The organism is Halorussus salinus, from assembly GCF_004765815.2.
GTDB classification, from domain to species: domain Archaea; phylum Halobacteriota; class Halobacteria; order Halobacteriales; family Haladaptataceae; genus Halorussus; species Halorussus salinus.
In genome coordinates this window covers 92,265-118,379 of record NZ_SBIS02000011.1, presented here as the reverse complement: position 1 = coordinate 118,379, position 26,115 = coordinate 92,265, and the positions used below count along the sequence as shown (strand labels likewise).

General features: G+C 67.5%; 27 protein-coding genes and 2 tRNA genes. 13 read left to right on the top strand and 16 right to left on the bottom strand.

What is annotated here, in order from left to right; translation table 11 throughout:
* Window positions 1-16: 16 nt before the first annotated feature.
* The 4 genes from EPL00_RS19970 to EPL00_RS19955 form a co-directional block, all read right to left on the bottom strand.
* On the bottom strand, window positions 17-1,225 hold the full coding sequence (locus EPL00_RS19970; RefSeq protein ID WP_135854874.1) for a hypothetical protein: 1,209 nt from the start codon (window positions 1,223-1,225) through the stop codon (window positions 17-19).
* Between the two features lie 89 nt (window positions 1,226-1,314).
* A complete protein-coding gene (locus EPL00_RS19965; RefSeq protein WP_135854875.1) occupies window positions 1,315-2,010 on the bottom strand; it encodes an IMPACT family protein in 696 nt (231 codons plus the stop codon).
* Complete coding sequence (locus tag EPL00_RS19960) at window positions 2,007-3,209, bottom strand: AI-2E family transporter (RefSeq protein WP_135854876.1); 1,203 nt, start codon at window positions 3,207-3,209, stop codon at window positions 2,007-2,009. The genes EPL00_RS19965 and EPL00_RS19960 overlap by 4 nt, the downstream gene beginning before the upstream one ends.
* Window positions 3,210-3,284: 75 nt before the next feature.
* Window positions 3,285-4,745 (bottom strand): PQQ-dependent sugar dehydrogenase, encoded by a 1,461-nt coding sequence (locus EPL00_RS19955; protein ID WP_135854877.1) that lies wholly within the window; start codon window positions 4,743-4,745, stop codon window positions 3,285-3,287.
* 135 nt (window positions 4,746-4,880) lie between these two features.
* Between EPL00_RS19955 and EPL00_RS19950 the strand changes: the two genes are divergently transcribed.
* The gene (locus tag EPL00_RS19950) at window positions 4,881-5,363 is read left to right on the top strand and encodes a GNAT family N-acetyltransferase (RefSeq protein ID WP_135854878.1); all 483 of its coding nucleotides are present in this window, start codon (window positions 4,881-4,883) and stop codon (window positions 5,361-5,363) included.
* 36 nt (window positions 5,364-5,399) lie between these two features.
* Here EPL00_RS19950 and EPL00_RS19945 read toward each other — a convergent pair whose 3' ends face one another.
* Window positions 5,400-5,903, bottom strand: a complete 504-nt coding sequence (locus EPL00_RS19945; RefSeq protein WP_135854879.1) for an ACT domain-containing protein — start codon at window positions 5,901-5,903, stop codon at window positions 5,400-5,402.
* Window positions 5,904-5,985: 82 nt separating this feature from the next.
* On the opposite strand from EPL00_RS19945, the gene EPL00_RS19940 reads away from it, so the two are divergent.
* Complete coding sequence (locus EPL00_RS19940) at window positions 5,986-7,308, top strand: hypothetical protein (RefSeq protein ID WP_135854880.1); 1,323 nt, start codon at window positions 5,986-5,988, stop codon at window positions 7,306-7,308.
* Window positions 7,309-7,344: 36 nt separating this feature from the next.
* On the opposite strand, the gene hisB is transcribed toward EPL00_RS19940, so the two are convergent.
* Complete coding sequence (gene hisB, locus EPL00_RS19935; RefSeq protein WP_135854881.1) at window positions 7,345-7,932, bottom strand: imidazoleglycerol-phosphate dehydratase HisB; 588 nt, start codon at window positions 7,930-7,932, stop codon at window positions 7,345-7,347.
* A gap of 128 nt (window positions 7,933-8,060) precedes the next feature.
* Here hisB and EPL00_RS19930 point away from each other — a divergent pair, with 128 nt between their 5' ends.
* Window positions 8,061-8,258, top strand: coding sequence for a hypothetical protein (locus EPL00_RS19930; RefSeq protein WP_135854882.1), 198 nt, complete (start codon window positions 8,061-8,063; stop codon window positions 8,256-8,258).
* A gap of 8 nt (window positions 8,259-8,266) precedes the next feature.
* On the opposite strand, the gene hisA is transcribed toward EPL00_RS19930, so the two are convergent.
* Complete coding sequence (gene hisA / locus EPL00_RS19925; RefSeq protein ID WP_135854883.1) at window positions 8,267-8,995, bottom strand: 1-(5-phosphoribosyl)-5-[(5-phosphoribosylamino)methylideneamino]imidazole-4-carboxamide isomerase; 729 nt, start codon at window positions 8,993-8,995, stop codon at window positions 8,267-8,269.
* A gap of 219 nt (window positions 8,996-9,214) precedes the next feature.
* Here hisA and EPL00_RS19920 point away from each other — a divergent pair, with 219 nt between their 5' ends.
* Entirely contained in the window at window positions 9,215-9,622 is a 408-nt protein-coding gene (locus tag EPL00_RS19920) for a hypothetical protein (protein ID WP_135854884.1), read from the top strand.
* Between the two features lie 15 nt (window positions 9,623-9,637).
* Here EPL00_RS19920 and EPL00_RS19915 read toward each other — a convergent pair whose 3' ends face one another.
* Window positions 9,638-10,027: a PIN domain-containing protein gene (locus EPL00_RS19915; protein WP_135854885.1), complete on the bottom strand. Its 390-nt coding sequence runs from the start codon at window positions 10,025-10,027 to the stop codon at window positions 9,638-9,640.
* Window positions 10,024-10,290 (bottom strand): antitoxin VapB family protein, encoded by a 267-nt coding sequence (locus EPL00_RS19910; RefSeq protein WP_135854886.1) that lies wholly within the window; start codon window positions 10,288-10,290, stop codon window positions 10,024-10,026. The genes EPL00_RS19915 and EPL00_RS19910 overlap by 4 nt, the downstream gene beginning before the upstream one ends.
* A gap of 140 nt (window positions 10,291-10,430) precedes the next feature.
* Here EPL00_RS19910 and serB point away from each other — a divergent pair, with 140 nt between their 5' ends.
* Window positions 10,431-11,069 (top strand): phosphoserine phosphatase SerB, encoded by a 639-nt coding sequence (gene serB / locus EPL00_RS19905; RefSeq protein WP_135854887.1) that lies wholly within the window; start codon window positions 10,431-10,433, stop codon window positions 11,067-11,069.
* Between the two features lie 59 nt (window positions 11,070-11,128).
* Here serB and EPL00_RS19900 read toward each other — a convergent pair whose 3' ends face one another.
* A complete protein-coding gene (locus tag EPL00_RS19900) occupies window positions 11,129-11,509 on the bottom strand; it encodes an STAS/SEC14 domain-containing protein (protein WP_135854888.1) in 381 nt (126 codons plus the stop codon).
* A gap of 177 nt (window positions 11,510-11,686) precedes the next feature.
* On the opposite strand from EPL00_RS19900, the gene EPL00_RS19895 reads away from it, so the two are divergent.
* The gene (locus EPL00_RS19895; RefSeq protein WP_135854889.1) at window positions 11,687-12,199 is read left to right on the top strand and encodes an Hsp20/alpha crystallin family protein; all 513 of its coding nucleotides are present in this window, start codon (window positions 11,687-11,689) and stop codon (window positions 12,197-12,199) included.
* A gap of 696 nt (window positions 12,200-12,895) precedes the next feature.
* A complete protein-coding gene (locus tag EPL00_RS19890) occupies window positions 12,896-13,954 on the top strand; it encodes an NAD(P)/FAD-dependent oxidoreductase (protein ID WP_135854890.1) in 1,059 nt (352 codons plus the stop codon).
* Between the two features lie 8 nt (window positions 13,955-13,962).
* On the opposite strand, the gene EPL00_RS19885 is transcribed toward EPL00_RS19890, so the two are convergent.
* The 3 genes from EPL00_RS19885 to EPL00_RS19875 form a co-directional block, all read right to left on the bottom strand.
* Window positions 13,963-14,706, bottom strand: coding sequence for a DUF7530 family protein (locus EPL00_RS19885; protein ID WP_135854891.1), 744 nt, complete (start codon window positions 14,704-14,706; stop codon window positions 13,963-13,965).
* The gene (locus EPL00_RS19880; protein ID WP_135854892.1) at window positions 14,703-15,593 is read right to left on the bottom strand and encodes an NAD(P)H-binding protein; all 891 of its coding nucleotides are present in this window, start codon (window positions 15,591-15,593) and stop codon (window positions 14,703-14,705) included. Before EPL00_RS19880 ends, EPL00_RS19885 begins: the two co-directional genes overlap by 4 nt.
* 91 nt (window positions 15,594-15,684) lie before the next feature.
* Window positions 15,685-16,818 (bottom strand): S1C family serine protease, encoded by a 1,134-nt coding sequence (locus tag EPL00_RS19875; protein WP_202932722.1) that lies wholly within the window; start codon window positions 16,816-16,818, stop codon window positions 15,685-15,687.
* A 105-nt stretch (window positions 16,819-16,923) separates the two neighbouring features.
* On the opposite strand from EPL00_RS19875, the gene EPL00_RS19870 reads away from it, so the two are divergent.
* A complete protein-coding gene (locus EPL00_RS19870) occupies window positions 16,924-17,205 on the top strand; it encodes an RNA-dependent RNA polymerase family protein (protein ID WP_135854893.1) in 282 nt (93 codons plus the stop codon).
* Between the two features lie 18 nt (window positions 17,206-17,223).
* Here EPL00_RS19870 and EPL00_RS19865 read toward each other — a convergent pair whose 3' ends face one another.
* Both EPL00_RS19865 and cca read right to left on the bottom strand, forming a co-directional pair.
* Window positions 17,224-19,953: an Hvo_1808 family surface protein gene (locus EPL00_RS19865; RefSeq protein WP_135854894.1), complete on the bottom strand. Its 2,730-nt coding sequence runs from the start codon at window positions 19,951-19,953 to the stop codon at window positions 17,224-17,226.
* A gap of 103 nt (window positions 19,954-20,056) precedes the next feature.
* Window positions 20,057-21,430 (bottom strand): CCA tRNA nucleotidyltransferase, encoded by a 1,374-nt coding sequence (gene cca / locus EPL00_RS19860; protein WP_135854895.1) that lies wholly within the window; start codon window positions 21,428-21,430, stop codon window positions 20,057-20,059.
* Window positions 21,431-21,564: 134 nt separating this feature from the next.
* Between cca and EPL00_RS19855 the strand changes: the two genes are divergently transcribed.
* From EPL00_RS19855 to EPL00_RS19835, 5 genes are all read left to right on the top strand, one after another.
* Window positions 21,565-21,637, top strand: a tRNA-Asn gene (locus EPL00_RS19855).
* Between the two features lie 252 nt (window positions 21,638-21,889).
* Window positions 21,890-21,964 (top strand) — tRNA-Ile (locus tag EPL00_RS19850).
* A gap of 291 nt (window positions 21,965-22,255) precedes the next feature.
* Window positions 22,256-23,566, top strand: a complete 1,311-nt coding sequence (locus tag EPL00_RS19845) for a phospholipase C/P1 nuclease family protein (RefSeq protein ID WP_135854896.1) — start codon at window positions 22,256-22,258, stop codon at window positions 23,564-23,566.
* 180 nt (window positions 23,567-23,746) lie between these two features.
* A complete protein-coding gene (locus tag EPL00_RS24200) occupies window positions 23,747-24,892 on the top strand; it encodes an outer membrane protein assembly factor BamB family protein (RefSeq protein ID WP_368407957.1) in 1,146 nt (381 codons plus the stop codon).
* Window positions 24,893-25,082: 190 nt separating this feature from the next.
* Window positions 25,083-25,334 carry a hypothetical protein gene (locus EPL00_RS19835; protein ID WP_135854898.1) on the top strand — a complete coding sequence of 84 codons (252 nt, stop codon included), beginning with the start codon at window positions 25,083-25,085 and terminating at the stop codon, window positions 25,332-25,334.
* Window positions 25,335-25,420: 86 nt separating this feature from the next.
* Here EPL00_RS19835 and EPL00_RS19830 read toward each other — a convergent pair whose 3' ends face one another.
* Window positions 25,421-26,110, bottom strand: a complete 690-nt coding sequence (locus tag EPL00_RS19830; protein WP_135854899.1) for a DUF7546 family protein — start codon at window positions 26,108-26,110, stop codon at window positions 25,421-25,423.
* Window positions 26,111-26,115 lie beyond the last annotated feature (5 nt).

Below are 26,115 nucleotides of genomic sequence, written 5' to 3'. Positions count from 1 at the left end.
GTCTCGACGCCGCGACTCACCGCTCGGGACCCGGTTCGACGCCGCACTGGTCCTCGTAGTACATGGTCTCCTCGCAGTTCGTCGCGTTCATCTGCTCGGGGTACACCGGTCCGACGAACCCGCTTCGGTTCAGTTTCCGGGTCGCTCGCTCCGAGAGGTAGGTGTCCTCGGTGTACGAGAGGAACCCCTCGCAGGTGTGCATCTGACCGTTGCAGTCCTGCCCGCCGACTTCCCGGACCATGTTGTGAAGCATCTCGTGGACGATGGTCCGGGCGTACCGCCGCTCGGTCGTGCTGTCGCCGCCCTGCCACTGGCGGATGATGGAGGTCTTCGACCCGCCAGCGTTCCCGCCGCCCCGGACCGGCACGTCGTCGCCCGGAATCACGACGAGGAAGTGGCTCCCCGTGTTCGCGCCGATGGTCTCGCGGTTGTAGAACTCCCGCATCACCATGTACCCGCCGACGCCGAACGTCGTGTTCCCGTCCTCGTGAACCCACTCGTCGATGGAGCGGTCGGTGCGCTGTTCGTCGGTGACGTGAACGTCGATGCCCGTCTCGCCGTCGGGGTTCCGGACGGGCATCTCACGAAACCACTCCTTCGTCCGAGAGAACACCGGCAGGGGAAGCGTCTCGTCGGCTCCGCGCAGGTAGAGGACGTGGACGAACGCGTCCTTGTGGAGCGGGTCAGCCTCCGCGATGTTCGCGCCTCCGTCGGTCTCGCCGCGGACCTCCCATCCGTCGAGCAACTGGTCGCCGTCGGTGTCCCGGTTCGCCGGGTCGGTCGGTCCCTCCCGCTCGCGGGGGTCCGACAGGCCGTCGCCGTCGCTGTCTTTCGCGGTCGGATTCAGTCCCGCCTCGACCTCCGCGGCGTCCGCGATGCCGTCGCCGTCGGAGTCCTTCGAGGCGGGGTCCGACCGCTTCCACTCGAACGGCGAGTCGGTACCGACGCCGAGGCTATCGTAACCCCGGTTTCCCCAGTACTCCTCGCTGTCGGTCAGGCCGTCGCCGTCGGTGTCCGCGACGGTCGGGTCCGACCCGAATCCGGGTTCCACGTCGTCGTCCAGTCCGTCGCCGTCGGTGTCGGCCGAGAGGGGGTCGGTCGCGCCGACCTCCTCGCGGGTCGGGATGCCGTCGCCGTCCACGTCGAGGAGGAACGCCGACCCGGCCCCCACGGCGAGAACCACGACGAACAGGCCCGCGACCGCGCTCGCACTCGGTGGTTTCATGAACTCGATAATTCACGCGGCTGGTATAAACGTTCGCCAAGCAGTTAGCGGACGTTCAGGTCTCGTGACGGCAGAAAAGCCGATTTCGCTCACTCGTCGCCACCGGTAGCGTCGCCGCCGCTAGCGCCGCCGATGTCGGCCCGACCGCTCGTCGCGCTCCGGATGCGGTCCCGAAGCCCCTCGGCCTCCTCGACGGGCACTCGGACCTCGAACGTCACGCGCTCGGCGTACTCGGCGTCGAACGTCGCGCCCTCCTCGCCGCTCGCGCTCTCTAAAATTCCCCGCACGGTCCCCGAATCGTCGTACTCGACGCCGACCGAGAACCGCTCGTGGGGGCGCTCCGTGACGATTCCGGCCTCCTCGATGGCCTCCTTGACGCCCTGCGAGTAGGCCCGCGCCAGTCCGCCGACGCCGAGGTTCGTCCCGCCGTAGTAGCGGGTCACGACCGCGACGGCGTTCTCGACGCCCTCCTGCTGGAGGACGTTCAGCGCGGGTTTGCCCGCCGACCCGGAGGGTTCGCCGTCGTCGTCGCCGTACTCCCGGAGCATCCCGCGACTGGTCCCGGCGTCGCCACCGGACGCCGACCCGCCGCCGCTCGACTCCCGGACCCGGTAGGCCGGGACGTTGTGCGTCGCGTCGTCGTACTCGGCCCGAACCTCGGCGACGAACTCCTCGGCCTCGTCGCGGTCGGCGGCGGGCGCGGCGTGGCCGATAAATTCCGAGCCGCGAATCTCGAAGGTCGCCTGCCCCCGGCCCGCCAGCGTGAGATACGTGTCGTCGGTCATTCCTCGCGCTCGCTCGCGGCTTCGTCCTCCCCGGTCTTCCCTCCGTCGGTCGTCGGCTCCTCGGCCCCGGACTCGTCGGCCGTCGGCCCTTCGGCCACGGTCTCGGGGTCGGCCCCGAGCGATTCGGCGGCCCGGACGACGCCCGTGACCGGTTCGCCGTGGACCAGTCCCGGCAGGACGATTCTGGCGAGGTGGACGCCCACCACGACCAGCAGGGGGCCGAGGAAGAGACCGTACCAGCCGAACAGCATCGTCCCGCCGATGTAGGCGAATATCATCAGTCCGCCGTGGATGTTCCGCCCGGCGATGTACGGCCGGAGGACCGCGACCGGAAGCAAGTCCAGCAGGACGAAGCAGGCCCCGAAGAAGACCGCGGGGAACCAGAGCGGTCCCGGCCCGGTCGCGGCCAGATACGCGAGATAGATGCCAACGGGCACGTAGACTATCTTCCCGACGACGAGCGGCACGAGCGTCGCCAGTCCGGTCAGCAGTGCGAGGAGGGTCGGCACCGGCACGCCGATGGTGGGCGGCGCGAGGAGGTCCAGTCCGTTGTACACCACCAGTCCCAGCACGATGACCGCGAAGACGGTCAGGACGTTGCCGACGTACACCGTCCGGAGGTCCTCGTCCACGGCCTCGGCGTAGGCGTAGACCGCCGACCCCTCTGCACCGAACTGGTCGCGGAACCACGCCGCGATGCGGTCGTCCTCGCGTAGGAGCGTGAACGCCAGCAGAAAGGCGAGGACGAGGTGGGCGAGTCCCCCGGTCAGCGTCGTGAACACCCCGATTGCCGCCGAGAGGGCCTGCTCCATCTGGCCCCGCATCGGGCCGGAACCGAGGAGGCCCCGCGCGTTCTCGACCAGCGCGGTCGCCTGCTCGGGCGACCCCGGCACGAACCGGGCGTAGGATTCGAGGTCGGTCCCGGTCAGTTGGCTCAACTGGTCGAGGCCCACGAGGACGGTGTAGCCGACCAGCGCGAACACCGGCACGAGGACGATGAGAAGGGTGAGGTCGGCGGCGTGGTCCGACGAGAACTCGGTCCTGAGCCGCCGGTAGAGCGGTCGCGCGCCGTAGTAGATGAAGATGCCCAGCACGATGGTCCCGACGAACGACCAGAGGACGAACGCGAAGACGCCCGCGACCGCCAACGTGAGGCCCCACCACGCGAGGCGTTCGCGCTCGTCGGGGAGTTCGACCATACCCTCGTCTTGTCACCGACGCGGTAAAGTTCCGCGGGCCACAGGAGCCCGAATCGCTTGGTCGGCGAGACGCGACTACGCCGGGACGACCCGATGCAGACCGCCGCCGTCGTCGCCGCTCGCTAAGACGTACACCTCGCCGTCGGCGTCCCGGCCGAACGAGTAGACCCGACTCACTTTCCCGGCGTCGTCGGCCACGTCCACGACTCGGGTCGGCCAGAGGTCGCCGTCGCCCGACCCACCGCCAGCACCGCCAGCACCGTCGTTACCGCCCCGCGACTCGGGCGGCGTCGCGGCGAACAGTCGCCCGCGGGCCGCGAGGTCCGCGAAGAGGTAGACCCCAGAGAGGTCGGGCATCGCCGACCCGCGGTAGACCGCCCCGCCGATGACCGAGACGCCGGTCACGCCCTCGCCGCCGTGAGGGTACTCGATGACGGGGTCCACGAGCGGTTCCCCGCCGCGCACGTCCTCGGGCGTGCTGTCCGGGCAGTCGTCCGCGGAGTAGCAGTGGGTCGCCTCCTTGACGTTCCAGCCGTAGTTGCCGCCCCGCTTGACCAGCGAGACCTCCTCGTAACCGCTCTGGCCCACGTCGGCGACCAGCAGGTCTCCGCGGTCGAAGGTCATCCGCCACGGATTCCGGAAGCCCCACGCGAAGTGTTCGGGGAGACCCGCGCTGTCGTCGCCAGCGAAGGGGTTCTCCTCGGGGATGGCGTAGGGCTTCCCTCCCTGCCCGCCGTCGGCGGTTTCACCGCCTCCGTTTCGAGGCGTCTCCGACGCCTCGCCGTCCACGTCGATTCGCAAGACACTCCCTAACAGGTTCTCGGTCACGTCCTGTCCGTTGCCGCCCTCCACGGCGTCGTACCAGTCCTCGACGTGGCCGGTGCCTTGGTCGCCGCCCGACCCGCCGTCGCCGACGCCGACGTAGAGGAGACCGTCGGGACCGAAGACGACCGACCCGGCGTTGTGGTTGCCCTGCGGTTCGGGGATTTCGAGAATCGTCTCCTCGGAGTCGCGCTTCGCTCGGCGACCGTCGTCGGTCGCCTCGAACTCCGCGAGGACGAAGGTGTGGCTGTAGCCGTCGGGCGTGCCCTCGCGCGGCGGGGCGCTGTACCGGACGAAGACGCGGCGGTTCTGCGCGAAGTCCGGGTGGAGCGCGATGCCGAGCAGGCCGGTCTCGCTCCCCACGGTGACGGTCTCCCGGAGGTCGAGGAAGGGCTCCTCGCGCACCCCCTCGCCCTCGTTGACGAAGACGCGACCCCGCTGGTCGGCGACGTAGCGCCGGTCGGCGCCGGGCGCGAACGCCACGTCCAGCGGAATCTCGAACCCGGTCGCCAGCGTCTCCAGTCCGACCTCCTCGGGGAGCGAGTCGCCACTCTCGGCGTCCGTCGTCCCGGTCGTCGTCCCGTCCGAGTCGGTCTCCTCGGTGGTCGCGTTCCCGTCGGCCGACGGCGCGTCTCCGGCACAGCCAGCGAGTCCGACCGCGCCGGTCGCGCCCGCGAGCGCGAGGAACCGGCGTCGGTTCGAGTCGAAGGTCATGGCAGTCGTCTACGGGTCGGACACGGAAATAGGTGGGCGCGACGCTCCGCGGGGGAGCCACCGGCGCGGCGACCGCACCGCCCGGTCCCGCTCGGAGGCGGGCGGCTTTTCAGCGCGGCTCTCCTCGGTCCGAGCGTGACGGCGGACCTCCGACTGCGGCGCTACGAACCGAGCGACGGCGACCGCGTGCTGACCTTAGAGCGCGAGGCCCTCGAAGCGGTGGACGCGAGACCCGACGAGGAGGGCTGGACCGACGACCTGCGGGCGGTCGAGGAGACCTACATCGACCCCGGCGGGGAGTTTCTGGTCGGCGAACTCGACGGCGCGGTCGTCGCGATGGGCGGCCTGAAACCCCGCGACGGCGAGACGGCCGAGGTGACTCGGATGCGGGTAGACCCCGACCACCACCGCCGAGGGTTCGGCGAGGCCGTGCTGGTCGAACTCGAAGCGGCCGCCGCGAGACTCGGCTACGGCGAACTCGTCCTCGAAACGACCGCCCGCCAGCGGGCCGCGCAGGGTCTCTACGAGAAACACGGCTACGAGCGGACCGACGCCCGCGAGCGCGGCCGGTTCGAGGTCCTCACCTACCGCAAGTCGCTCGACGACGCGTCCCCCTGACCGGTTGGCGCGGGTCGGTGGAGACTCCGCGACGACTCACTGGAGTTCTATTTTCCGCACGAAGTCGAGGCGCTTCAGTTCGTTCAGCAGGTCGCCGGGGACCTCCTCGTCGGTCACCAGATAGAGGCGCGGGTCGTCGGTGAACTCGGGGTCCTCGCTGACGGTCTGGCGGATGGAGATGCCGTCGTCGGCCAGCAGGGTCGTGATGGTCGCCACGATGCCGGGCCGGTCGGCGTCGGACACGTCCACGGTCAGGACGTGCAAATCGAGGACGGGCGCGAGGTCCATCAGGCTCGGAATCGAGGAGATGTTCTGGAAGATGCGGCGCAACTCCTCGTCTTCGAGGATGGCGTCGGTCGTGGAGTCCACGACGCGCCGGTCTACGTCGATTTCGCGGGCGATTTGGGTGTTGGGAATCTCGATGCTCCCGGAGACGACCCGCCCCTCGTCGTTGACCGAGAAGCCCCGTTCGAGGAGCAGTCGGATGACCGCCTGTTGGGAGGGACTGCCCTCGAACTTCTGCATAATCTCGTCGAACATGGCTTTGCTAACGGAAGCGCCTCTTAAGGGTCTCCCGGTCGTTCCTACCATCTTCATGTGGGACTGGGCCGTCGGTCACTACATGTCGCGACGCCAACCGGAGGTCATCGACCTGCAGACAGGGCCTCGCACCGCGTCGCTCGTCTCGACGGGATACGGCACCGCGACCGGGGCCAGCGTCCAGTTGGAGTGGGTCACGACGGCGACCAGCGACGCGCCAGCCGTCCTCCGAGCGACGGCTACCAACTGGAACGAGTTCCGAGCCAAGTTCCGGACGAGTTCGATACCACCGTTCGACCGCGTCAGTTTCTCACGCCTACGTGGGTCGGACCGTTCCGACGACGCGACTCTCTATCTCGCGCCGACCGAGGAACACCCGCTCGTCGAGTCGTCTCCGGAGTACGAACGCCGAGAAAACGGCCACTGGCACGTAACCGAGGTCCCGCCGGAACAACCCGAATCCCTCTGGCTCGACCCCGACGAGGAGGTAGCCGGGGAGTACTACCTGCTCGGCCACCCCGACGCGGACGACGTCGCGCCGGGTCGATACCGTTTCGGTAGCCCGTCTGAGGGGTTCTCGGTCGCTATTTGGGACACCGACGCTCCCGGTCCGGACGGGGACTCGCAGTTCGCCGGAATCGGCCTCCCTCTGCTTCCGGACGCCGACGAGATGGCGTGGTACCACGAGGCCGACTCGACGACCGAGGTGTATCTGACACCGAGTGCGGAGGAGGCCGTCGTTCCGGGTCGCCTCGACTTCGAGTTCGTCAACCGTTCCCACGATGTCGTCGAGGGGAACCCGCTGGAGTGGCACCTCTACAAACTCTCGGACGGAGATTGGTACCGCGTCGCGCCGGAGGTGACGCCGCTTCCACTCACGCATCTTTCTCCCGGAACCACCCGAACGGACGCCCTGCGCGTCTTCCACGGCGAACCAGTCACATGCGAGGATGGCCACGACGTGGGATATCTGGGCGGCGGTCGGTACGCCTTCACCGTCGGCATGGACGACCGCGTGACCCACGCAGTCGCGTTCGACCTGCTCGGCGACCCCGTGAAAGTGACGCCGAGCGACGCGATTGCGAGCGTCGAGCGCGGTGGCGACTCGTTGACCGCGACCTCGACGCGCGGGGACCCCGACGACGAGTGGAGTCGTCCCGCGAAATACGACCTCGCCCGAGTCGATACTCCGCCCGCGGACGCAGACCCTCGGCGACTGATCGCCGAGCAGGTCCTGCGGCGCGACCAACTGCGCGACGCGCTCGGACTCCTCCGCGAGTACGACTCCGAGGCGATCACGATAGAGGAGTACGACTCGTCTCGGCCGCCCTTCGGCGTTTGCGAACCGTACTTCGTCGAGTACGACGGCGACGTGTACCGAATCACGGCCGAAGCCGAGGACTGATTCCGGTCCGAAGCGCCGTGGCGACTTCGCTCGGCGTTACAACTGTCCCTTTGTACTCGCCACGTCGCTCCGGCGTTCGTCTATCCTCGTCGCGTCGTCCAGCGCCCGCGCGAGCGACTTGAACATCGCCTCGATTTCGTGGTGGGCGTTCTCGCCCGAGATAGCGACGTGCAGGGTCAGGCCCGCGTTCATGGCCAGCGAGCGGGTGAAGTGCTTGGCCATGTGACTCGTCATCTCGCCGACGCTGGACTGGGAGAACTCGCCGTCGAACTCGAAGAGGGGTCGCCCGCTCACGTCCACGACGACGCCCGCGACCGCCTCGTCCAGCGGGACCTTTCGGTCGGCGAATCGCTCGATGCCGCGCTTGTCGCCGAGGGCCTCCTCGAAGGCGTCGCCCAACGTGATGGCCACGTCCTCGACGGTGTGGTGGTCGTCGATGTCGAGGTCGCCGTCACAGCGCACCGTCAGGTCGAACAGGCCGTGCTTGGCGAAGCTTTCGAGCATGTGGTCGAAAAAGCCCACGCCGGTCTCGACGGTGGCGTCGCCGTCGCCGTCCACGTCGAGGGTCACGTCGATGTCGGTCTCCGCGGTCTCGCGGGTCACCGCGGCGGTTCGGTCGCTCATACCCGACAGTTCGTCCCGAGCCACAAGGTCGTTGCCCTCCGGCGCGCAGTGACGGCCTCCGGCGCGGGGATGTGACGAGCGTCTGACGAACTTATATTAAATAGTTGACCGTAATTCCTGTTGGGAAGATGGAGATACAAAAGAGAGACGCCCTGACGCTCCTCGGACTGTTCGTGGGCGGACTCCTGTCGCTCGGCGACGGAGGAGTCCTCGGTGTGCCACTGCTCGTCACCAGCGCGTACCTGCTGGCCGAACGGCGAGCGCGACCGGCCGAACGGCGGTTGACCGCCCGACTGACCGCCGCCGTCGGTGCGCTCGCTCGCTGACCCGCGACTCAAATCGACTTCGCTTCTTCGAGCGTGAACTCGCCCTCGTAGAGCGCGGTTCCGACGACGACGGCGGCGGCCCCCGCGTCGCGGAGCGCCCGCACGTCGTCCAGTGTGGCGACGCCGCCGGACGCCACGACCGGGATATCGACCGCTTCGACCACCTCGCGCACGCGGTCGGTCTGGACGCCAGCGAGTTGGCCCTCCACGTCCACGTCGGTGAACAGAATCGCGCCAGCGCCCAGTTCTTCGTAGCGCGCCGCGGCCTCGGCGGGGTCGAGTCCCGTGCCCTCGGTCCACCCCGAGACGACGACCTCGCCGTCCTTCGCGTCGAGGCTCACCGTGACCGAACCGGGGTACTCCGCCGATATCTCCGCGACGATTTCGGGGTTCTCGACCGCCGCGGTGCCCAAAATTACGCGGTCCACGCCGCGACCGAGGAGGTCGGTCGCGTCCTCGACGGTCCGGATGCCCCCGCCCAACTGCACGTCCACGCCCTCGCCCACCGCGTCAAGGACCGCCTCGACCGCCGGGGCGTTCCCGCGCTCGCCCTCGAACGCGCCGTCCAAGTCCACGAGGTGCAGGGTCTCGGCACCACGCTCGACCCACTGCTCGGCGGCCGCCACGGGGTCGCCGTAGGTCGTCTCGGTGCCGCGCTCGCCAGCGACCAACTGGACGACCTCGCCGTCCTGCATGTCCACCGCGGGCACGACTTCGAACTCCGGGAAGTGTGTCATGTGCGTCGATAGGCGGAGCGTCGGTTAAAGACTCACTCTTCGGCGGGGACTCGTGACAGTCGGACGTTCGCGGTCGCCAAACCTTGACGGTCGCCGAACGCTCGCGGCCGCCAGACCTTGGCGGTCGCCGAACGCTCGCGGTCGCCAGACCTTGACGTTCGTCGAATGCTCGCGGCCGCCGGACGCTACTTTTAGGTCGCTTCCGGTGGACGTGTCGCTATGAAACAATCTTCGTTCCGGTATCTCGGCGTCTTCGACCTGCTCCTCGTCGGAGCGTTCGTCGCCGTCTTCGGGGTCGGGGCGTTCACCGCGAGCGTCGTCGTCCCCGCGATGGCGCTCGCTGGCGTCGCCGCGCTCGTCGCCGGAAGCGTGAAGTCGGTGTCGGTCGGCCCGCTCGCGCTCTCGTGGCGGCACTTCGTCGCGCTCACCTACGCGCTGTTCGCGGTGATACTCCCCGGCAGCTACCTGTCGAGCGTTCTCGCGGGCACCGCTTCGCAGGCGGAGGTCGCACTGTTCGTCGTCTCCTCGGTCGGCGCGCTCTCGCTCCTCTTCTTCGGCTACGACGTGCTTCGCGGCGGCAAGCACTTCGACGTGGACGCGAACGTGGAGACGGTCGTCGGTCGATAACAGTACGTGTCGGTCCTACTGCTCGCGGTATCGTTCGAGTTCGAGACCGTCCACCTTCTCGAAGTCCCCGTCGGCCGTGACGAGCGGTACGTCGAACGCTCGTGCAGTTCCAGCGATGTAGGTGTCGTTCGCGTTGATTTTCTCCCCACGCGAACTGAGCGCGGCACGGATGTCGGCGGTTTCGAGCGCGACTTCGTCGGTAAACGGGACCGCTCGGACCCACCCGTACTTCGCTTTCACTTCTTCACGACTCATCTCCGTCGTTCGGAAGAGACCCGTGTACACCTCCGAAAGAACGATGCTCGGCGCACCGAAGACCGTGTCGTCGTTCCGTTCGAGGTACTTTGCGGCGGCTCGCTCGCCCTGTGCGTAGCCGACGAGAACCGAGGCGTCGAGCAGTTTCATTCGCCGTCGTCCTCGCTGAAGGCGTCAACGATTTCGCGTTGTCGCTCGGTTACCTCGGCGTCGAACTTTTCGCGTTCGGCTTCGACGGCTTCGGCCAACGACTCGCCCGCTTCACTGTCGAGGAAGCCGAAGTTCGTTCGCCAGTCTCCCTCGGCGTCTTCGAGGAGTCGCTGGATAGTGTCCGAGAAGCTCTCGTCGCCCTGCTTGTGAGCTTTGAGGTGTTCGTACACGTCCTCTCTGATGCCGATGTTCTTGGTCGCCATTTTGTTTGTGTTTGTGTCCGTAATGAGTGTTGTCCCGGCGCCGTCTCGTTTCCGAGTCGACCGTTCGCTCGTCGGGATTTCGACTCGCAACGCCCGCGCCTTCCGTTCGTTTCAAGCCCCCGGCAGACCAACCCCCGGCCATGACGCTGGTCGCGTTCGACTTCGACGGCACGCTCTCGGACTCGGAGATGACGGTCCTCCTCGGCGAGCAGATGGGGGTCGCCGACGAGATGGCCGATATCACCGAGCGAGCGATGAACGACGAAATTAGCTACGCCAAGAGTCTCCGGGACCGGGCGGCCCTGCTGGAAGGACTCCCGGACGCGAAGGCCGAGGAGGCCTTCGAGCAGGTCTACCTGCGCCCCGACGCGGCGACGGTCATCCGGGAACTCAACGAGGCGGGCGTGACCACCGCGGTCCTGACCGGCGGGTTCGAGCGCGGCGTCGAAGTCGCCCTCGAACGCGAGGGCGTCTCGGTGGACACCATCGTCGCCAATCGCCTCCCAGTCGAGGAGGGCGAACTCACCGGCGAGGTCGAGGGGCCGCTCATCGAGGGCACGAAAGACGACGCCCTCGAACGCCTCGCTGGCGAGCGCGAGATAGACATCCGGGACACCATCGCGGTCGGCGACGGCGCGAACGACCTTCCCATGCTCGAAATCGCTGGCCTCGCGGTCGGGTTCGTCCCGAAGTCGGCGGTCCGGCCTTCCTGCGACGTGGTGGTCGCCACGATGGAGAAACTGCGGGACGTTTTCGAGGAAGAGGGACTGCTCGACTGACGCGTTTTCGGTCGAGTCGGCACGCCGCCGCGGAACCGTTCGGACGACTCCCCACTACGTCAGTCGCCTCGCGCCCACTCGATGGCGTCGGTTTTCTCGCCGAGGTCGAACGTCTCGACTTCGAGACCGTCGATGTCCGCTGTGGTCTTCATCGTCAACTGCTTCGTTCCCGCCGCGACCACGGCCCACCGCGTGACGCCGTGGTCAACGCTCGCCTCCGCGGACTTGCGGAGGTTCTCTTGGCCCTCTTTGGAGTACGGTTCCCTCGAACGGAGGACCGTCACGTGAGCGTCGGTTTCCGGCCGCTCCAGCAGTTTCCCGAACTCCTCGACCATCTTGTCGCTCTCGGGACCGGTGAGTTCCGTCTCCTCCGGGAACTCCCCGACGATGACGTTCTCCTCGACGTAGAACTCCCAGTCCGAACTTTTACTCTCCGACATACTTTGGACGAACGTATCGAGCGTAAAAATAACCCACTCTCGCGCCCGGTCTCGCCGGAAACGACCGCCGGTCGCCGACCGTCGGCAGAGCAGTATCTTTCGATTTCGGCCGCGTGATAGCACGTATCCTGCTATCTTTATCTCCTCAGCTCGCCTATAGGTAGTCGGTGAATTAGAATGGAGCGACACGACCCCTTCGAGGAGATGAACCGGATGTTCGAACAGATGCGCACCCGAATGTGGACCGAGGGTTCGCTCGGCGACCTCGGGACGCCCCGCGGCGGACGCTCTCGCACGGGCGAGGACGTACGCATGGACCTCAAGCGCCACGACGACGAGTACGTCTTCGTCGCGGACCTGCCGGGCTTCGAGCGCGAGGAGATCGACCTCAAATTCGCCGACGGCGTGCTGACCCTCGCCGCGGAGAACGAGACGCACGAGGAGACCGGCGGCGAGCGCGCTGGCGACGAGCGCACCGACGCCCGCAAGCCCGCTCGCGCGGACGAAATCGCGGTCCGGAGCAAAGTCACGCGCTCCCGGCGCGTCGCCGAGCAGGTGACGATTCCCGAGGAGATTCTCGAAGACGAGATTACGGCCTCGTACCGCAACGGCGTGCTGGAGGTCCACCTGCCCCTCGCGGAACCCGTCGAGGAGACCGACGACGAGGGCAGAATCGACATCCGAGACTAGGATTTCTTTTGGTGCGGCCGACTGCGGCGTGGAGACGTAGTAAGTCCGCCTGCGGTAGAGGTATCTATGTGCGTTTTAGAGACATATATGTGTGTTTTAGAAGCAGCTATAGAAGTTCAATAACAATATATTGGTGTTTTTATTCCGCTGTTCGCTACCGCCGACTCCGATGAGGTCAGCACTGCGACTGCACGGTAACGCGGCCCGAGACCGCACCGCGACGGCAACCGCACCGCGACGGCAACGCGGACTATCTCCGACTCCTGTCAGACCGCGACCGCACGGCGACCGCACGGCACCGCGCCCCGAACCTCCCCGCCTGCGCGCTCGGCCGCGCGGAACCGCAGGCGCGGCCGAGCGGGCGGCGCATCCCGTGGTCTGTGGAGTCGTGTGCCTGCGGTGGTCTGTGGAGTCGTGTGCCTGCGGTGGTCTGTGGAGTCGTGTGCCTGCGGTGGTCTGTGGAGACGTGTGCCTGCGGTAGTCTGTGGAGACGTGTGCGGTGGTCTGCGGAGTCGTGCGCTCGTAGTGGCCGATGACGATGCGCGCTCGCCCCACTCCCGCCGTCCGCCTCGACTCCCCCGCCGTCCGCCTCGACTCCCCCGCCGTCCGCCTCGACTCCCCCGTCGTCCGCCTCGACCACTTCCGCCGCCCGACCCGAGGAGTACCCTTTTCCCCCGAGCGGCCTACCCTCCTCCCATGACCGACATCGCCGTCGTGGGCGCGGGCGTGGCCGGACTCGGGGTCGCGTACGCGCTCCGCGAGACGGACGCCGAGGTGACGGTGTTCGAGCGCCGCGAGGAGGTCGGCGGCCGCGCGGCCACCCACCGGCGAGACGACTGCGTGTACGACGTGGGCGCGAATTACTGCAAGGACGACGACGAGCGCGTCGCCGACCTGCTGTCGGGCGACCTCGCCGACGGACTCGTGGACACCGCGGGACCGGTCTGGACGTTCGACGCCGACGGCGAGATTTCGGCGGGCCGCGGCGACGACGACCGCAAGTGGTCCTACCGCGATGGACTGGCGACGCTCGGCGAGCGACTCCGCGACGCGAGCGACGCGACGGTCCGCACCGGCGTGGAGGTCACGGCGCTCACCCGCGAGGGGGACGACGAGTGGCGCGTCGAGTTCGAGGTCGCCGACCCCGACTCGCCGATGGCGGGCGACGAGCGCGCGGACGCCGTGGTCCTCACGCCGCCCGCGCCGACAACCGCGTACCTCCTTGACCGGGCCGACTGGGGCGCGGGCGACGACGCGCTCCGCGAGGACCTCGTGGAGGCGGCCGCCGACGTGCCCTACCGGACGCTCCTCTCGGTCGCGCTCCACTACCCCGACCGGGCCGACCTGCCGTACTACGCGCTCGTCAACACCGACAAGAGCCACGACCTCGGGTGGGTCTCCCGCGAGGAGTGCAAGCCCGGCCACGTCCCCGACGGCGAGAGCCTGCTGGTCGTCCAGCCCTCGCCCGAGTGGTCGCGCCACCGCTACGACGACGCCGACGACGAAATCGCGGTGCAGGCCGCCGACGCGGCCGCCGAACTGTTGGACGACCCCGACCGCTACGAGTTCGACTGGGCCGACGTGGTGCGCTGGCGCGACGCGCTCCCCGACCGCGGGGCAGACGCCCAAATCCTCGACCGAGGAGCCGAGGCCGACCTGTTCTTCGCCGGTGACTGGGTGGCGGGCGAGGGACGCATCCACGCCGCGCTCCGGTCGGGACTGGAGACCGGCGAGCGAATCGCCGAGCGATACTGAGAACGGTTCTACTGTTCGCGCCCCAACAGCACCGCCGACGCCCCCGAGACCAGCGTCACCGCGACGACGTGGCCGACGATGGCCACGACCAGCAGGCTCCGGCCCCAGACGAACGGTACCAGTAGCAGTTGGACCACCGCGAACCCGATGGTCAGCAGGTCGATGCGGAGCAGTTGCTTGCGGCCCACTGCGTCGAACTGGTCGCCGTACTGTACCGTCCGGACGAGTCCCGTGAGGCTGGCCCACCACCCCGTGCCGATGCGGTAACAGAGGTCCCACAGCACCAGCAGGGTGAGAAACACCGCGGGTGCTGGCGGAGACTCGCCGAGGAGCAACGCCAGCAGGGGCACCTGCCCGCTCCGGGCGTCCAGCGTGAACAGGTACGTCAGGAGCGCGACGAACGACACCACGCCGAGGACGACCTCGATGCTGGACGAGAACAGGAGCCGCCGGTACGCGTCGGGGGTCTCCATCCGGCGTATCTCGTCGCCGAGCGCCAGCATGAGGTAGCTCCCCGCGGCCGCGACCGCGACCGCGGCGGTCCCCGCGGGCACCGCGGGCCAGAGGTTGTAGACCGCCGCGAACAGAAGAATCAGGCCCTCGAACAGCGCGAACTGGACGCCGACCGCGACCGGCTGGGACAGCGATAGGCCCGGAATCGCGCCGACGATGCTCTCGTAGACCCACGTCTCGCCGTACCGCGTCGCCGGGGTCTCCCCCGAGGAGCCACGTTCGCTTTGCTCCCGGCTCATTCCGCGTCGGCCAGCGCGCGCTCGACTGCCTCCTCGAAGGTCGTCAGCTCTATCGGCAGTAGCTCGCGGATGGGCGCGTCGTCGGCGACGACGGGATTCTTCAGCCCCGAGATGAGGGGGTGAGCGATGGACTTGGGCACGTCGGTCACCAAATCGACCCAGTAGGCCGAGAGGTTCGGCGTCAACACGGGCACGGAGACGATTCGGGGCTCGTAACCCATTACTCGTCCGGTTTCCCGCATCATCTCGGCGTAGGTCAGCACGTCCGGTCCGCCGACCTCGTAGGTCTCGCCCGCCGTCTCCGGGTGGTCGAGGACGCCGACGAGGTAGGCCACCACGTCGTCGACGGCGATGGGTTGACACTCGTTGTGGACCCACTTCGGCGCGACCATCACGGGTAGCTTGCCGACCAACTCCCGAATCATCTCGAACCCCGCGCTCCCGTCGCCGACGACGATGGCGGCCCGGAGCGTCGTCAACTCGAAGCTCGCGCCCTCGGTCAGAATCGTCTCGACCTCCCGGCGGGATTTGAGGTGTTCGGACAGCACGTCGCCGGTCTCGCCGAGACCGCCCAGATAGACCACCCGCCGGAGGTCCGACCCGCGTGCGGCCGCCACGAAGTTCCGGGCCGCGAGCCGGTCCTGCTCGGCGAAGCCGCTCCCGGTCCGCATCGAGTGGACGAGGTAGTAGGCCGCCTCGACGCCCTCGAAGACGCCCTCCAAGCTCTCGGGTTCCAACAAGTCGGCCTCTACGACCGCCGCTCCTTCCGGGGCGTCGTAGTCCTCGGCGTCCCTCACGAGCGAGACGACCTCGTGGCCAGCGTCCAGTAGAGCGGGCACGAGGCGTCCCCCGACGAACCCCGTCGCTCCAGTCACCAGTACGCGCATTTGATACGTCTACGGTCCGAGGGCTATAATAGTCGGCGGCCGATTGCGGTGAAAAGAACGCCGCGTCTCCGCGAGGAGTTCTCGCGCTCTCCTACAACTCCTCGCCCGGTTCCGGACGCTCGCCCAACTCGACTTGGACCCGCATCCGCTCGCCGTCGCGCAGGATGGTCATCGTCACCGTCTGGCCGGGTCGAGTCTGCGTGAGATAGCTCGACAGGTCCTCGCCCGAGCGAATCCGGTTGCCGTCGATGGCGAGAATCACGTCGCCGCCGCGGGGCACCTCGACGCCTTGGACCTGTGCGGTCCCGGTGTCGCCCTGCAACACGCCGTCGGCGGGACCGCCCGGCAGGACCTCACGGACCAGCACGCCGCGGGTCACGTCGAGGTCGTTCCCTTGCGCGACGAGCGGCGACACGTCAACCGAGGAGATACCGAGGTACGAGTGGGCGTACGACCCGTTCTCGATGAGCGCCGGGACGACGCGCGCGACTCGACTCGCCGGGACCGCGAACCCAGTGTTCTCGCTCTCGGCGAGGGTCGCGGTGTTGACGCCGACGACCTGTCCCTCGCAGTTCACCAGCGGCCCGCCGGAGTTACCGGGGTTGATGGCCGCGGTAGTCTGGACAGTGTTCGGGATGGTGAACAGCGGTCCCTCCGGCCCGCCAGCGGGGAGCGACCGATTGGTCCCGCTGACGATGCCGTCCGTGATGGTGGCGTCGAAGCCGAGCGGACTCCCGAGCGCGCCGACCGGTTGGCCCTGCTCGGGCGCGTCGTCCGCGAGTTCGAGCGGCGTCGCGTAGTCCGGCACGCGGTTCACGTCCAGCACCGCGAGGTCGCTGTACACGTCCGTCCCGACGACCTCGGCGGTGCGCCACTGCCCGCGGTTGAACTGGACCTCGACCGTTGAGGCGTTCCCGACGACGTGTTGGTTCGTGACGACGTGGCCCTCGTCGTCGTAGACGAACCCGGAGCCGAGTCCCTGTCCTTGCCCGGTCAACACCCGCACCGAGACGACCGAGCCTATCGTCCGGTCGTACAGCGATTCGTAGTCACACGACACCTGCTGTCTCGCGGTGTCTTCGCTCGGCGATACCCCAACGTCTCCCGCTGGTCTCGCTTCCCCTGCGTGACCTATTTCCCCTGCCGGTCCCACCGCCCCCACCGGTCCCATTCCGAGGAGCATCACGACGACTACTCCGACGAGTACACGCGTCTGTCCGTGCATCGGGAACCGAGACGGCCGGAACCACAAAGAAAGTGCGGGCCGGTCGGGAACTCGGTCGCTCCGCTACCGACGGGACTTTTAGCCTCGCTCCCTCAACCGACGGTCATGTCCGAACAGAGCGTCCTCGAATCGCTTCCGGACCGGGCGATGAAGCAGTCGGAACTCGACGGTCTCGCGGACGGCGACGCCGTGGAGTGGGTCGAACCGCTCCGAAGCGGGGTCAACGAGCGCGAGAACATGGTGGACGCGTGGGTCCTCGAAACGGACGGGACCGCCCACGTCCTGCTGTACGAGATAGACGGCTGGATGCCCCAAGGCTCGTTCGCCACCGACGGGATGGACGACGACGAGAAGCGCGAGCGCGCCGACGAGATTCTCGGGTTCTGAGGCTCCTCGATTTCGAGATTACTCGCCAGTGGCCGTCACGGTCGCGTTTTCGGCGGTGGTCGTGGCCGCGTTTTCGCCGGTAGTCGTCACGGTTGCGTTTTCGGCGGTGGTCGTGGCCGCGTTTGCGGCGATAGTAGTCGCGTTTTCGCCGGTCGTCGTCGCGGTTCCAGCGGTCCGGTTCTCGCCGGTCGTCGTCTCGCGCGCTCCGGTGGTCGTCGCGGTCGCTCGCTCGCCCGACTCGGGACCGAGACCGGGCCGCAGGTCCCCGAGCGCATCGACCGTCGGCGCGTTCACGACGGTCACGTTCGACCCCTCGCGGACGACCCGGAAGGCGTCGGCGAACGGTCCCGACCGGACGACCCACGTGTTCGGAGCGACGCGCTCGGCTCCCTGTCCGTCCAAGAGGTCCAGATACGCCCGGTGGAACTCGTCGGCGTCGCGGTCGGTGTCCCACGCGGTCCGCCAGACGTAGCCGTAGTCGGTGCCGTCGGCGGTCTCCCGCTGGTAGGGCACCAGCACGTCGTTGCCCCACCCCTCGGAGGGGTCGGCGGTGTAGTCGAACCAGTCGAACGTCGCGTCGTTCGGGTAGAGGTGATCGTTCACGCCGACGATTTCGTTGCCGTACTCGTAGCCCTGATACCAGAACATGGTGAAGATGCCGACCTCGCCGACGGTCGTGGTGGCGTTCACGCCGCTGAACGAGAGATTCGACTGCTCGAACTTCTCCCACCCCGCGGTGGCGGTGTCCTCGTAGTCGATGGAAATCGGCTCCTCGGTCCGGCGCTCGGGGTGGACGAACTGCTCGGTCGAGTTCGGCGGCGTCTCGTAGGCGTCGTTGACCGCCTGCCAGCCGTCCTCGCTCCGGAGGGTGGCGACGTAGTTCGGACCGTCCGAGTAGGGAGCCAGAATTAGCTGGCGGAACGCGAAGTTGCGCGTCGGCGAAATCTCGCCGCCCGGCGGCTCCTCGGATTCGACCTGCACGCAGTTCCAGACGACGCCACAGAGCTGTTCGAATCGCTCCTCGACGAATCTGGCGTCGCCCTCGACCAGCCCGCTCCGGGCGCGAATCGCGTCCTCGGTCCGGGGCCGGAGTTGGTCGCTGGTCAGGTCGAAGTGCTGGTCCTGTAGCGCGTGGACGATTTCGTGGACCAGCGTCGTGCTACTGACCGTCGGCGGGTCGTCGTCGGAGACGATGACCATCTTGTCGGCGTAGAAGTTGTAGAACCCCGCGACGCGCCCCGACTCGTTCTCCGTCACTTGCGTCGAGTTGCGGTCCTCGCCGACGACGAACAGCGCCTCCCAGAGCTGGTTCTCCCACGCCGCGACGGTCGCCGACTGCTCGGGTTCGACCGCGTTCCGCCGCCGGAGTTCCTCCTGCGTGACGACTTCTATCGAGAACGACTCCTCGAACTCCAGTCCGCGCAACTCCTCGGCGCGGGCGATGGCCCGGTAGACGTAGGCGCGTAGCTCCTCGTCGGTGAGTCCGTCCGACTGGTTCACGTCGATGGTCGCGTTCGCGGCGTAGCCGCCCTCCTCGCCGAGGCTCTCGTTGCCCGTGGACTCGATGACGAGCGCGCCGTCGCGGTTGTTCTCGACTCGCACGTCGGTCGAGTTCTCGGCGTAGATTCCGTCGAAACTGTTGTCGAGGACGGTGTTGTTCAGCACCGCGGCGTCGGTCGCGTTCCGGACGAACACGCCCATCACGCCGTCGTTGGCGGTCGAGTCGGTGACGCCGGTGTCCTCCGCGAAGAAGAGGTAGACGCCGTAGCGGTTTCGCGAGGCGTTGGTCGTCGTGACCTCCGCGCCGACGGTGCCCTGCAGGAGGAGTCCCGCGAGACCGTTGTTCGTCGCTTCGGTGTCGGTGATTCGCGGTCCGGTCGCGTTGAGCGCGTAGACGCCCGCGGTCCGGGCCTGCGTCGCGGTCGCGCCGACGACCTCGCTGGTCCGGGTCTCGAAGAGGTAGACGCCGAATCGACTCCCCGCGGTCTCCACGTCGCGGACCGTCGCCCCGCGGGTCCGGTCCAACAGGAGGCCCGCCAACTCGCTGTCCCGCGCGGTCACGTCGGCGACCACGCCGTTCCGCCCCTGCCCGAGATAGACGCCAGCGACGCCGTTCCCGCTGGCGGTGACGGTCGTGACGGTCGCGCCCGGCCCGCCGAAGACGCCGACGCCGAAGACCGCGTTGTCCGCCGCCGTGGTCTCGGTCACGCGGAACCGGGGCGAGCGGAAGGCCGCGACGCCGAAGGCGGTCTCGGTCGCGCGGACGCCCGCGACCCGGCCTCCTCGGAGGCCGTCGGCGACAATTCCCCACCGCCAGTTCCGAACCGTGAGATTCGCCACGGTGACGTTCGATAGCGGCCGATTCGCGCTCACGGCCACGCCGACCGAGGCCCGCGGGTCGAGGGGATTCTCCAGTCCCCGGAAGAACCGGTCGCGGACGCTCTCGGCGTCGATGGTCGCCGACCCGACGAGCGCGTTGCCCGCACCGTCCAGCACGACGTTGCTGGCGCGAATCCGCACGCAGGGACTGCTCGCGTTACTCTCCACGTCGTCGGCGAGGACGTATCGACCGGACTCGGTAATCGTCGTACACGAGTCGATTTCGGTCGGTCCGTTCGCGGCCTGCACCCCGAACGCGCCGGTCGCTCGCTCGTCGCTCGCTCCGCCCCCGGGGCTCGCCGCGCCCGCGACGGGCCAGACGACCAGCGCCGCCGCGACGAGCAGTATCGAAATCCGTCTCCCTGTCATTCCCTCTCACGGAGACGGCGGGCCGGAGCATGAATCTCCGGGACGGATTCGGACACACTCGGGCGTATTCAACGCGCCTCGTCGGTGGTCGGAACTGACCGTCTCACGGCGCGGGGTCGAAGTAGTCGGCCAGTCGCGCGCCGAACTCGTCGGCCAGTTGCGCGACCTCGTCGCCGACCAGCACGTCGTAGCCGTCTTCGAGCGCCGACTCGACGTGGACGCCCAGCGCCACGTCGAACAGCGCGTCGCTCCGCAGGAACTCCTCGGCGGTCTCGAACTCCCGGTCGCGCTCCACGACGTAGCGGTCGCCATCGATGAAGGGGCCGTAGGCGTCGGGGTCGTCCGCATACTTCCCGAAGAAGCCCTCGGCGTGCTGTCGGACGTGGACCGGCGGCCCCTCGTGGCGCTCGACCGCGGGGCGCTCGGCGACCTCCAACTCCACGAGGAGAACCGCCGAATCGGCGGCGAACGCCTCGGCCCGGAGCGGGTCGAACCCCCGGCGCGACAACTCGTCGCGGACGCCAGCGAGCGACTTCCGGAGTTGGGGGTAGAGTTGGTCCTCGACCACGTCGGGCGCGTCGAAGCGCACCGCGACCGGGGTCGTCGCGCGGTCCCGGACCGCATCGCGGACCGCCGCCGCGTCGAGGAGGTCGGCCTCGTCGGGGAAGAATAGCTCGTCGCGGGGGTCGCCGAGGAGGTCCCGCGCGTAGTGCTGGAGGCGCGCGACGTTCTCGGCGGCGCAGACCGCCGCCACGTTGCGCTCGGGGTCGGTCGGGTCCACGACGACTAGCGGGTCCTCGAACGTTGCGGTGGCGTGGTCCTCGGGGTCGAACCGGACCGGAGGGTGCCACTCGTCGGCCGCGGCCTCGATTACCGCGCGGAAACTCCCGTACTCCACGACGAGGAGTTCGGTCAGGTAGCCCGAGAACCCGCGGGTCCGGAGGTCGCTCCCGTACGCGCCGATGCCTTTCAAGAACTGCTTGAACAGGCGCACTTCCCCGGCGAGGTCGGCGTCGATGCGTTCGTTCAGGTACTCGTTGTGGAACGGCGTCCGGTCTACTGCGGACTGAATCTCGGTCGCCGAGTCGAGACGGTAGCAGGGCACGAGGTCCACGTCGAAGCCGTCGAACTCGCCGGTCACGTAGGGGTGTTCGGCGAAGTCCTCGCGGCCCTCCGGCAGGACGGCGTGGCCGACCGCCAGCCCGTAGGACTCTAGCTCCTCGCGGTCCACGTCGGCGGGAAACCGCACGAACAGGTCGATGTCCCGGTCGCCGCTAATCCACGTCCCGCGGGCGGTACTCCCGACCTGAATCGCGTCGCCGGAGACGGGCAGGTCGGCGATGGCGTCTTCCGCACGCTCGGTCAGCGCGGCCACGGCGTCGCACATTCGCTCGCGCTCGCGCTCGTCGGGGTCGATTCGCTCGCCGACCCGCCGAACCACCGCCTCGAATTTCTCGTCGGTCTCCTCGCCGGTCATCGACCGTGGATTCTCGGCCCCCGGCCGAAAACGTGTCGCCTCGCCCGGCCCTGCCTCGTCAACGACTGACTCCCTTCGGGCGAAAACGAAAGCCCTATCAAATGACTCGCGCATAAGACCAAATGCAGCGAAAAGCCGCCGTAGCTCAGATGGTAGAGCACCTGGTTGTTACCCAGGTTGTCCCAGGTTCGAGCCCTGGCGGCGGCGCTACTTTCTCACGGACATCGCGCGAGGAGCTATCTCCGAACGACTTCCATCCGCGAGTACCGGGGTCTCCTCGACGGGGAGTCGAGCGGACGAGTCGCACGCTCGGAAGCGAGACGTAGCGACTCGTCGTTCGGGAACTTTCGTTCGCCCGACGCTTCGGTCGGAGGAGACCCGCACTCCCGTCCCCCGAAAGCCGTCCGTATCACCAGAAACGATAGGCTAAAAGGGTCCGACGGAAAACGTGTATCCGACGGGCCCTTAGCTCAGTCTGGTTAGAGCGCTCGGCTCATAACCGAGTGGTCGATGGTTCGAATCCGTCAGGGCCCATCCAGTTTTCGTCCTGCTCGGGGTCGTCGGATTCGGTGTCGTTCGCTCGGCGGATTCGTTTCTCGCAGTCGGAGGCAGTCTCGCCGAGCGGGCGGCTTCTCCAACTGTCGGACGGCGGTTGCTCCGTCGTGGGTTCGCTGACGGCCGACGGTGAGAACGGTACCCTCGGAGCAGACGACAGTGGAGAACTGCTTCCGCTGTCTTCGGGCGACCACGTGCGGAGCCGATACTATGCTACAAAGCATAGTCCTAACCATTAATTTTATCTATATATACTTCAATTAATCTAATATGGAGTCTGAAAAAACCTCTCGGCGAACCGTGTTGAAAGCGATCGGCGGCACCGCGGCCTTCGCAGGTGCTACGGGAGTCGGCAACGCGGCGACCAGACAGGGCACGGTGGCGGAACTCTCGGAGCCACCGTTCGACTTCGAGTACAAAACGGTCGGAGACGACGTTCGCGACGCCGTCGGCCACCTGTGGTGGTTGCTGACCGTCGATCGCGACAGAATCGGCGAGCTGTTGAAGAAATCACCCGTGAGAACGGACGTAACCCGACAACAGGAGATGATAGACGCGTTGCGTTCGGCCTACGAGGTGGAACTCGAACGGGACGAACAAAACGACCGGGAACTCACCTATCACCTCGCCGAACCGGCAGTTCCCTCGCTACAGGAGACGAAGATCGGAAAGGACACGCTGGAAGGGTCGAAGAGCGGAAAGGAAGCCGTCAAAAGCGTCGCCGACAGCGTGAGCGCTGGCCTGCAACGGGAGGCCCAGTCGGGGGTCGAACCGATGCACTCCGGGACGATTCACCGGAAAATGGCGGGCCGTGCAGTTCAGGGCACTGCCTACGACAACTCGGCCGACGACCTGAAAGACGCATCGACCGACCCCGACCAGTGGGACCAAAAGTGCCGGGTCTGTTCCGACGGCTGGGTGAACTTGGGCGACAGATTCGATCTGGTCGATATCTCTCTCAGCGCGGTCGAGGACGATCTCCGGCGGGCCATCCGAGACATCGACGACTCGGCCAGCCCCCATCACATGTACGTTCCGGGAGGAGAGGAGTTCGAGGTCACCGGCCTCCTCTCGATAGTCCTGCCACCGTCGATCACCCTGCTCGAAGTGGAACTCATCGGAGCCGCACCACAGGATGCCCAAGCCCACTGGGAGAACGCCACCATCGGGTCCTACACCAACATCGACGAACTCGGGCGGTCGTTCCACTTCCTGCAGGACATGTCCCAGCCCCTGCACACCGGCTCGATCGGACCGCAGGTACTGGACACGCAAGGTACGATTCATTACGCGTACAAACGCTTCATTCAGGACAACTGGAACAACGCCAGCGACACCTCGAAGGACTTCTCCGAGAGGTTCGACGAGGGCACAAACAACCCGCAGTGGGACGGCTCGATGGAAGAAGCGTGCAAGGCGATAGCGAACGACTCGACGAACTACTCCGAACAGGTCTACGAGACCATCGTCAACAACGGTCCCAACAACCGTGACGACTGGGACGACTTCGTGGAAAACTCGGCGTACGCTTGCATGTGGTTCGCCGGGGCCTACTCTCGCGGAGCGATCAACAATCTGTAGCCACGGCCGGAGCGTCGCTGACCGCTCTCGTCGTCACCCGGCGGTCGTTCCGGCTCGGCCGACGACCGCTACGCGGGAAGAAAGGTTATAAAATTAGCATTCTACTCTCCAGATGTGAACCGAAGGACGTTCCTCTCGACGGCTGTCGTCGGCGCGAGTGCCTCCTCGGGCTGTCTGTCGATGCTTCCGTCGTCGGACTCGGATACGTCTTTGCCGGACGCTCCCACGGGAGCGTGGACACAGTACGGCGCCGACGGGGCGAACACGTTCGCGACGAACGTCTCCGCACCATCGCGGGGAAACTTAGCGTGGACATCGGAGGCCTTCACACGCTGGCAACCTGTCGTTTCCGACGGGACGGTGTACACGACGAACTTCGACCCCAGCAACGACGGGAGCGCTATCGCACTCGACGCGCAGGACGGCACCGAACGGTGGCGGACCACCCTCGACGCCAGCGGGGAGAACGCGACCGTCGTCGTCGGCGACCGATGTGTCGTGGCGTACGACACGGAACTCGTCGGACTCGACTCCCGAACGGGCGAGCGGGTCTGGAGGGCGACGACGAACGGACTCGACTTTTCGGAACTGCTCGTCGCGGACGAGGCCACCGAAACCGTACTGGTCGGTTCCGACGAGGGCATCGAGGCGTTTCGGGCGGCGAACGGGGAGCGACGCTGGGAGACCGACGCGGTACGCCGACTCGTCCGTTCGCCCGCGGTGTACGACGGGCGCGTGTTCGCAGTTGGAAGCGTGGACGGAGCGCCGTCGCTCGTTGCCCTCTCGCTGGAGGACGGCTCGGAGCGCTGGCGGAGCGAACTCGCGTCCGTGCCCGAATCCGCCGCGCCCGTCGCGACCCGAGAGGGAGTGGTCGTCTCCGACGACCGGACGCTCGTGGTCTACGACGAGGAGACCGGCGACCGGTGCTGTGAACTCGTCTCGTTCGGTGAGGAGGTGGCTCCTCGGACGGTCGCCGCCGCCGACGGGACCCTGTTCGTCACCAGCGAGTCCGGTGCCGTCGCGGTCGATAGCGAAACCGGAGCGGAGCGATGGCGTCGCGACACGCCGGTCTACGACTCGGGAATCTGTGTCGGGACCGAAACGGTCGTGTTCCCGCTCGACGCCCCCGAGTTCGAACCCAACGAGAAGACGATCAGCGCGTTCCATCGCGACTCGGGAGAGATGCGCTGGTACTACGCGCTCGATTCGAACTTCCACGACGACGTAACGTCACCGCCGGTGCTGGTCGATGGGGCCGTGTTCTTTACCGCCAACAACATCGACGGTCTCGCGGCCCTCGGCGACGTGCCCGAACGCGAGGAGTAGCTTCCAGCGCCGTCCGCCCGTCCGACGCGCGACGAAGCGAAACGCGGAGACGGGTCGATGCTCCCAGCCAAACGACAGTTCCGGACCTTCCGGCTACGCTCGCCGCTCCCGTCCGTCGCCCCTTCGTTTTCAGAACCTGAGAATCGCGTTCATCCTTGATGTGGGTCTTCCGCGTACCGGAGAGTGAGCCATGACCACCCAACCGACCCAGCGGTTCGACGTGTTACGCGTGGCAATCGGACTGTTCGTTCTCCTCGGCGTCGTCCTGACCGCCGTCGCGGGGTACGCCCTGCTCGCACCCGCGAACGTCGCTATCTCCGCCGACCTCGCAGTTGCGGTGCTGTCGGGTGTTTCGCTAGTGGTGTTCGCGGCGGTGCTGACCGCGTGGCTCAACAACACTACTGACCGCCACGAGCGGCGTCGGCGTCGCGGAAGCGCCTGAACTGTTTTCCGAAACGTGAGAGTCGGAGTCTGGTCCGACAGCAGAGTTGCTCGGGGGACCCGAAGCCGGAAATTCGATTCGTCCGCTCACCGCTGTAGGCCGACCCACAGCCCGCCGATTGCGAGCAGGAACACCGCGGTCGAGAGGTCGTAGGACCGAGCCAGCACCGCCGAGACGGCGACCGACGAGCCGCCGACGCCAGCCAGCAGTGTGCCCAGCACCGACCCGGTGCAACTGACGCAGGTCACGAGACCGAGCGCACCGCCTAACAGGCCGCGACTCGCACGGGCGACCGCGGCGGACGCGAGCGTCGCCAGCCCGGCGTAGCCGACCAGTTTGAACGGGACGAGCGTGAGGTGGAGTGCGCCACCCGAGACGACGACCAGCGGTCCCCAGCCGGGCGCGGCTGCGGCGACCGTCAGTGTCCCGACTCCCGAGCCGTCGCCCAGCGACGCGAGACCGCCCGCGACGCAGAGCGCCCCGAAGTAACCGACGCCGACCGCGGTCGCGCCGACCTGCCATCGGTCGGTCGGTCGCGGAATCGGCGCGTACGCGACCGCGAGGAGCGCCGCGTTTATCCAGACGAAGGGGTAGGCGAGGTACCGGAGCGAGACCACCTCGGTCCCGGCGAGCGCCAGATACGCGAGGACGACCACCGCCTCCGCGACCGTCAGCGCGACGAACGTCCGGGCGGCCCGCGCCGGGCGGCCGAGCGACCGACCCGACTCCGGAACCGACGAATCGGCGTCGGCGTTCGAGGAGGCGTCGGTCGTCATGTCGC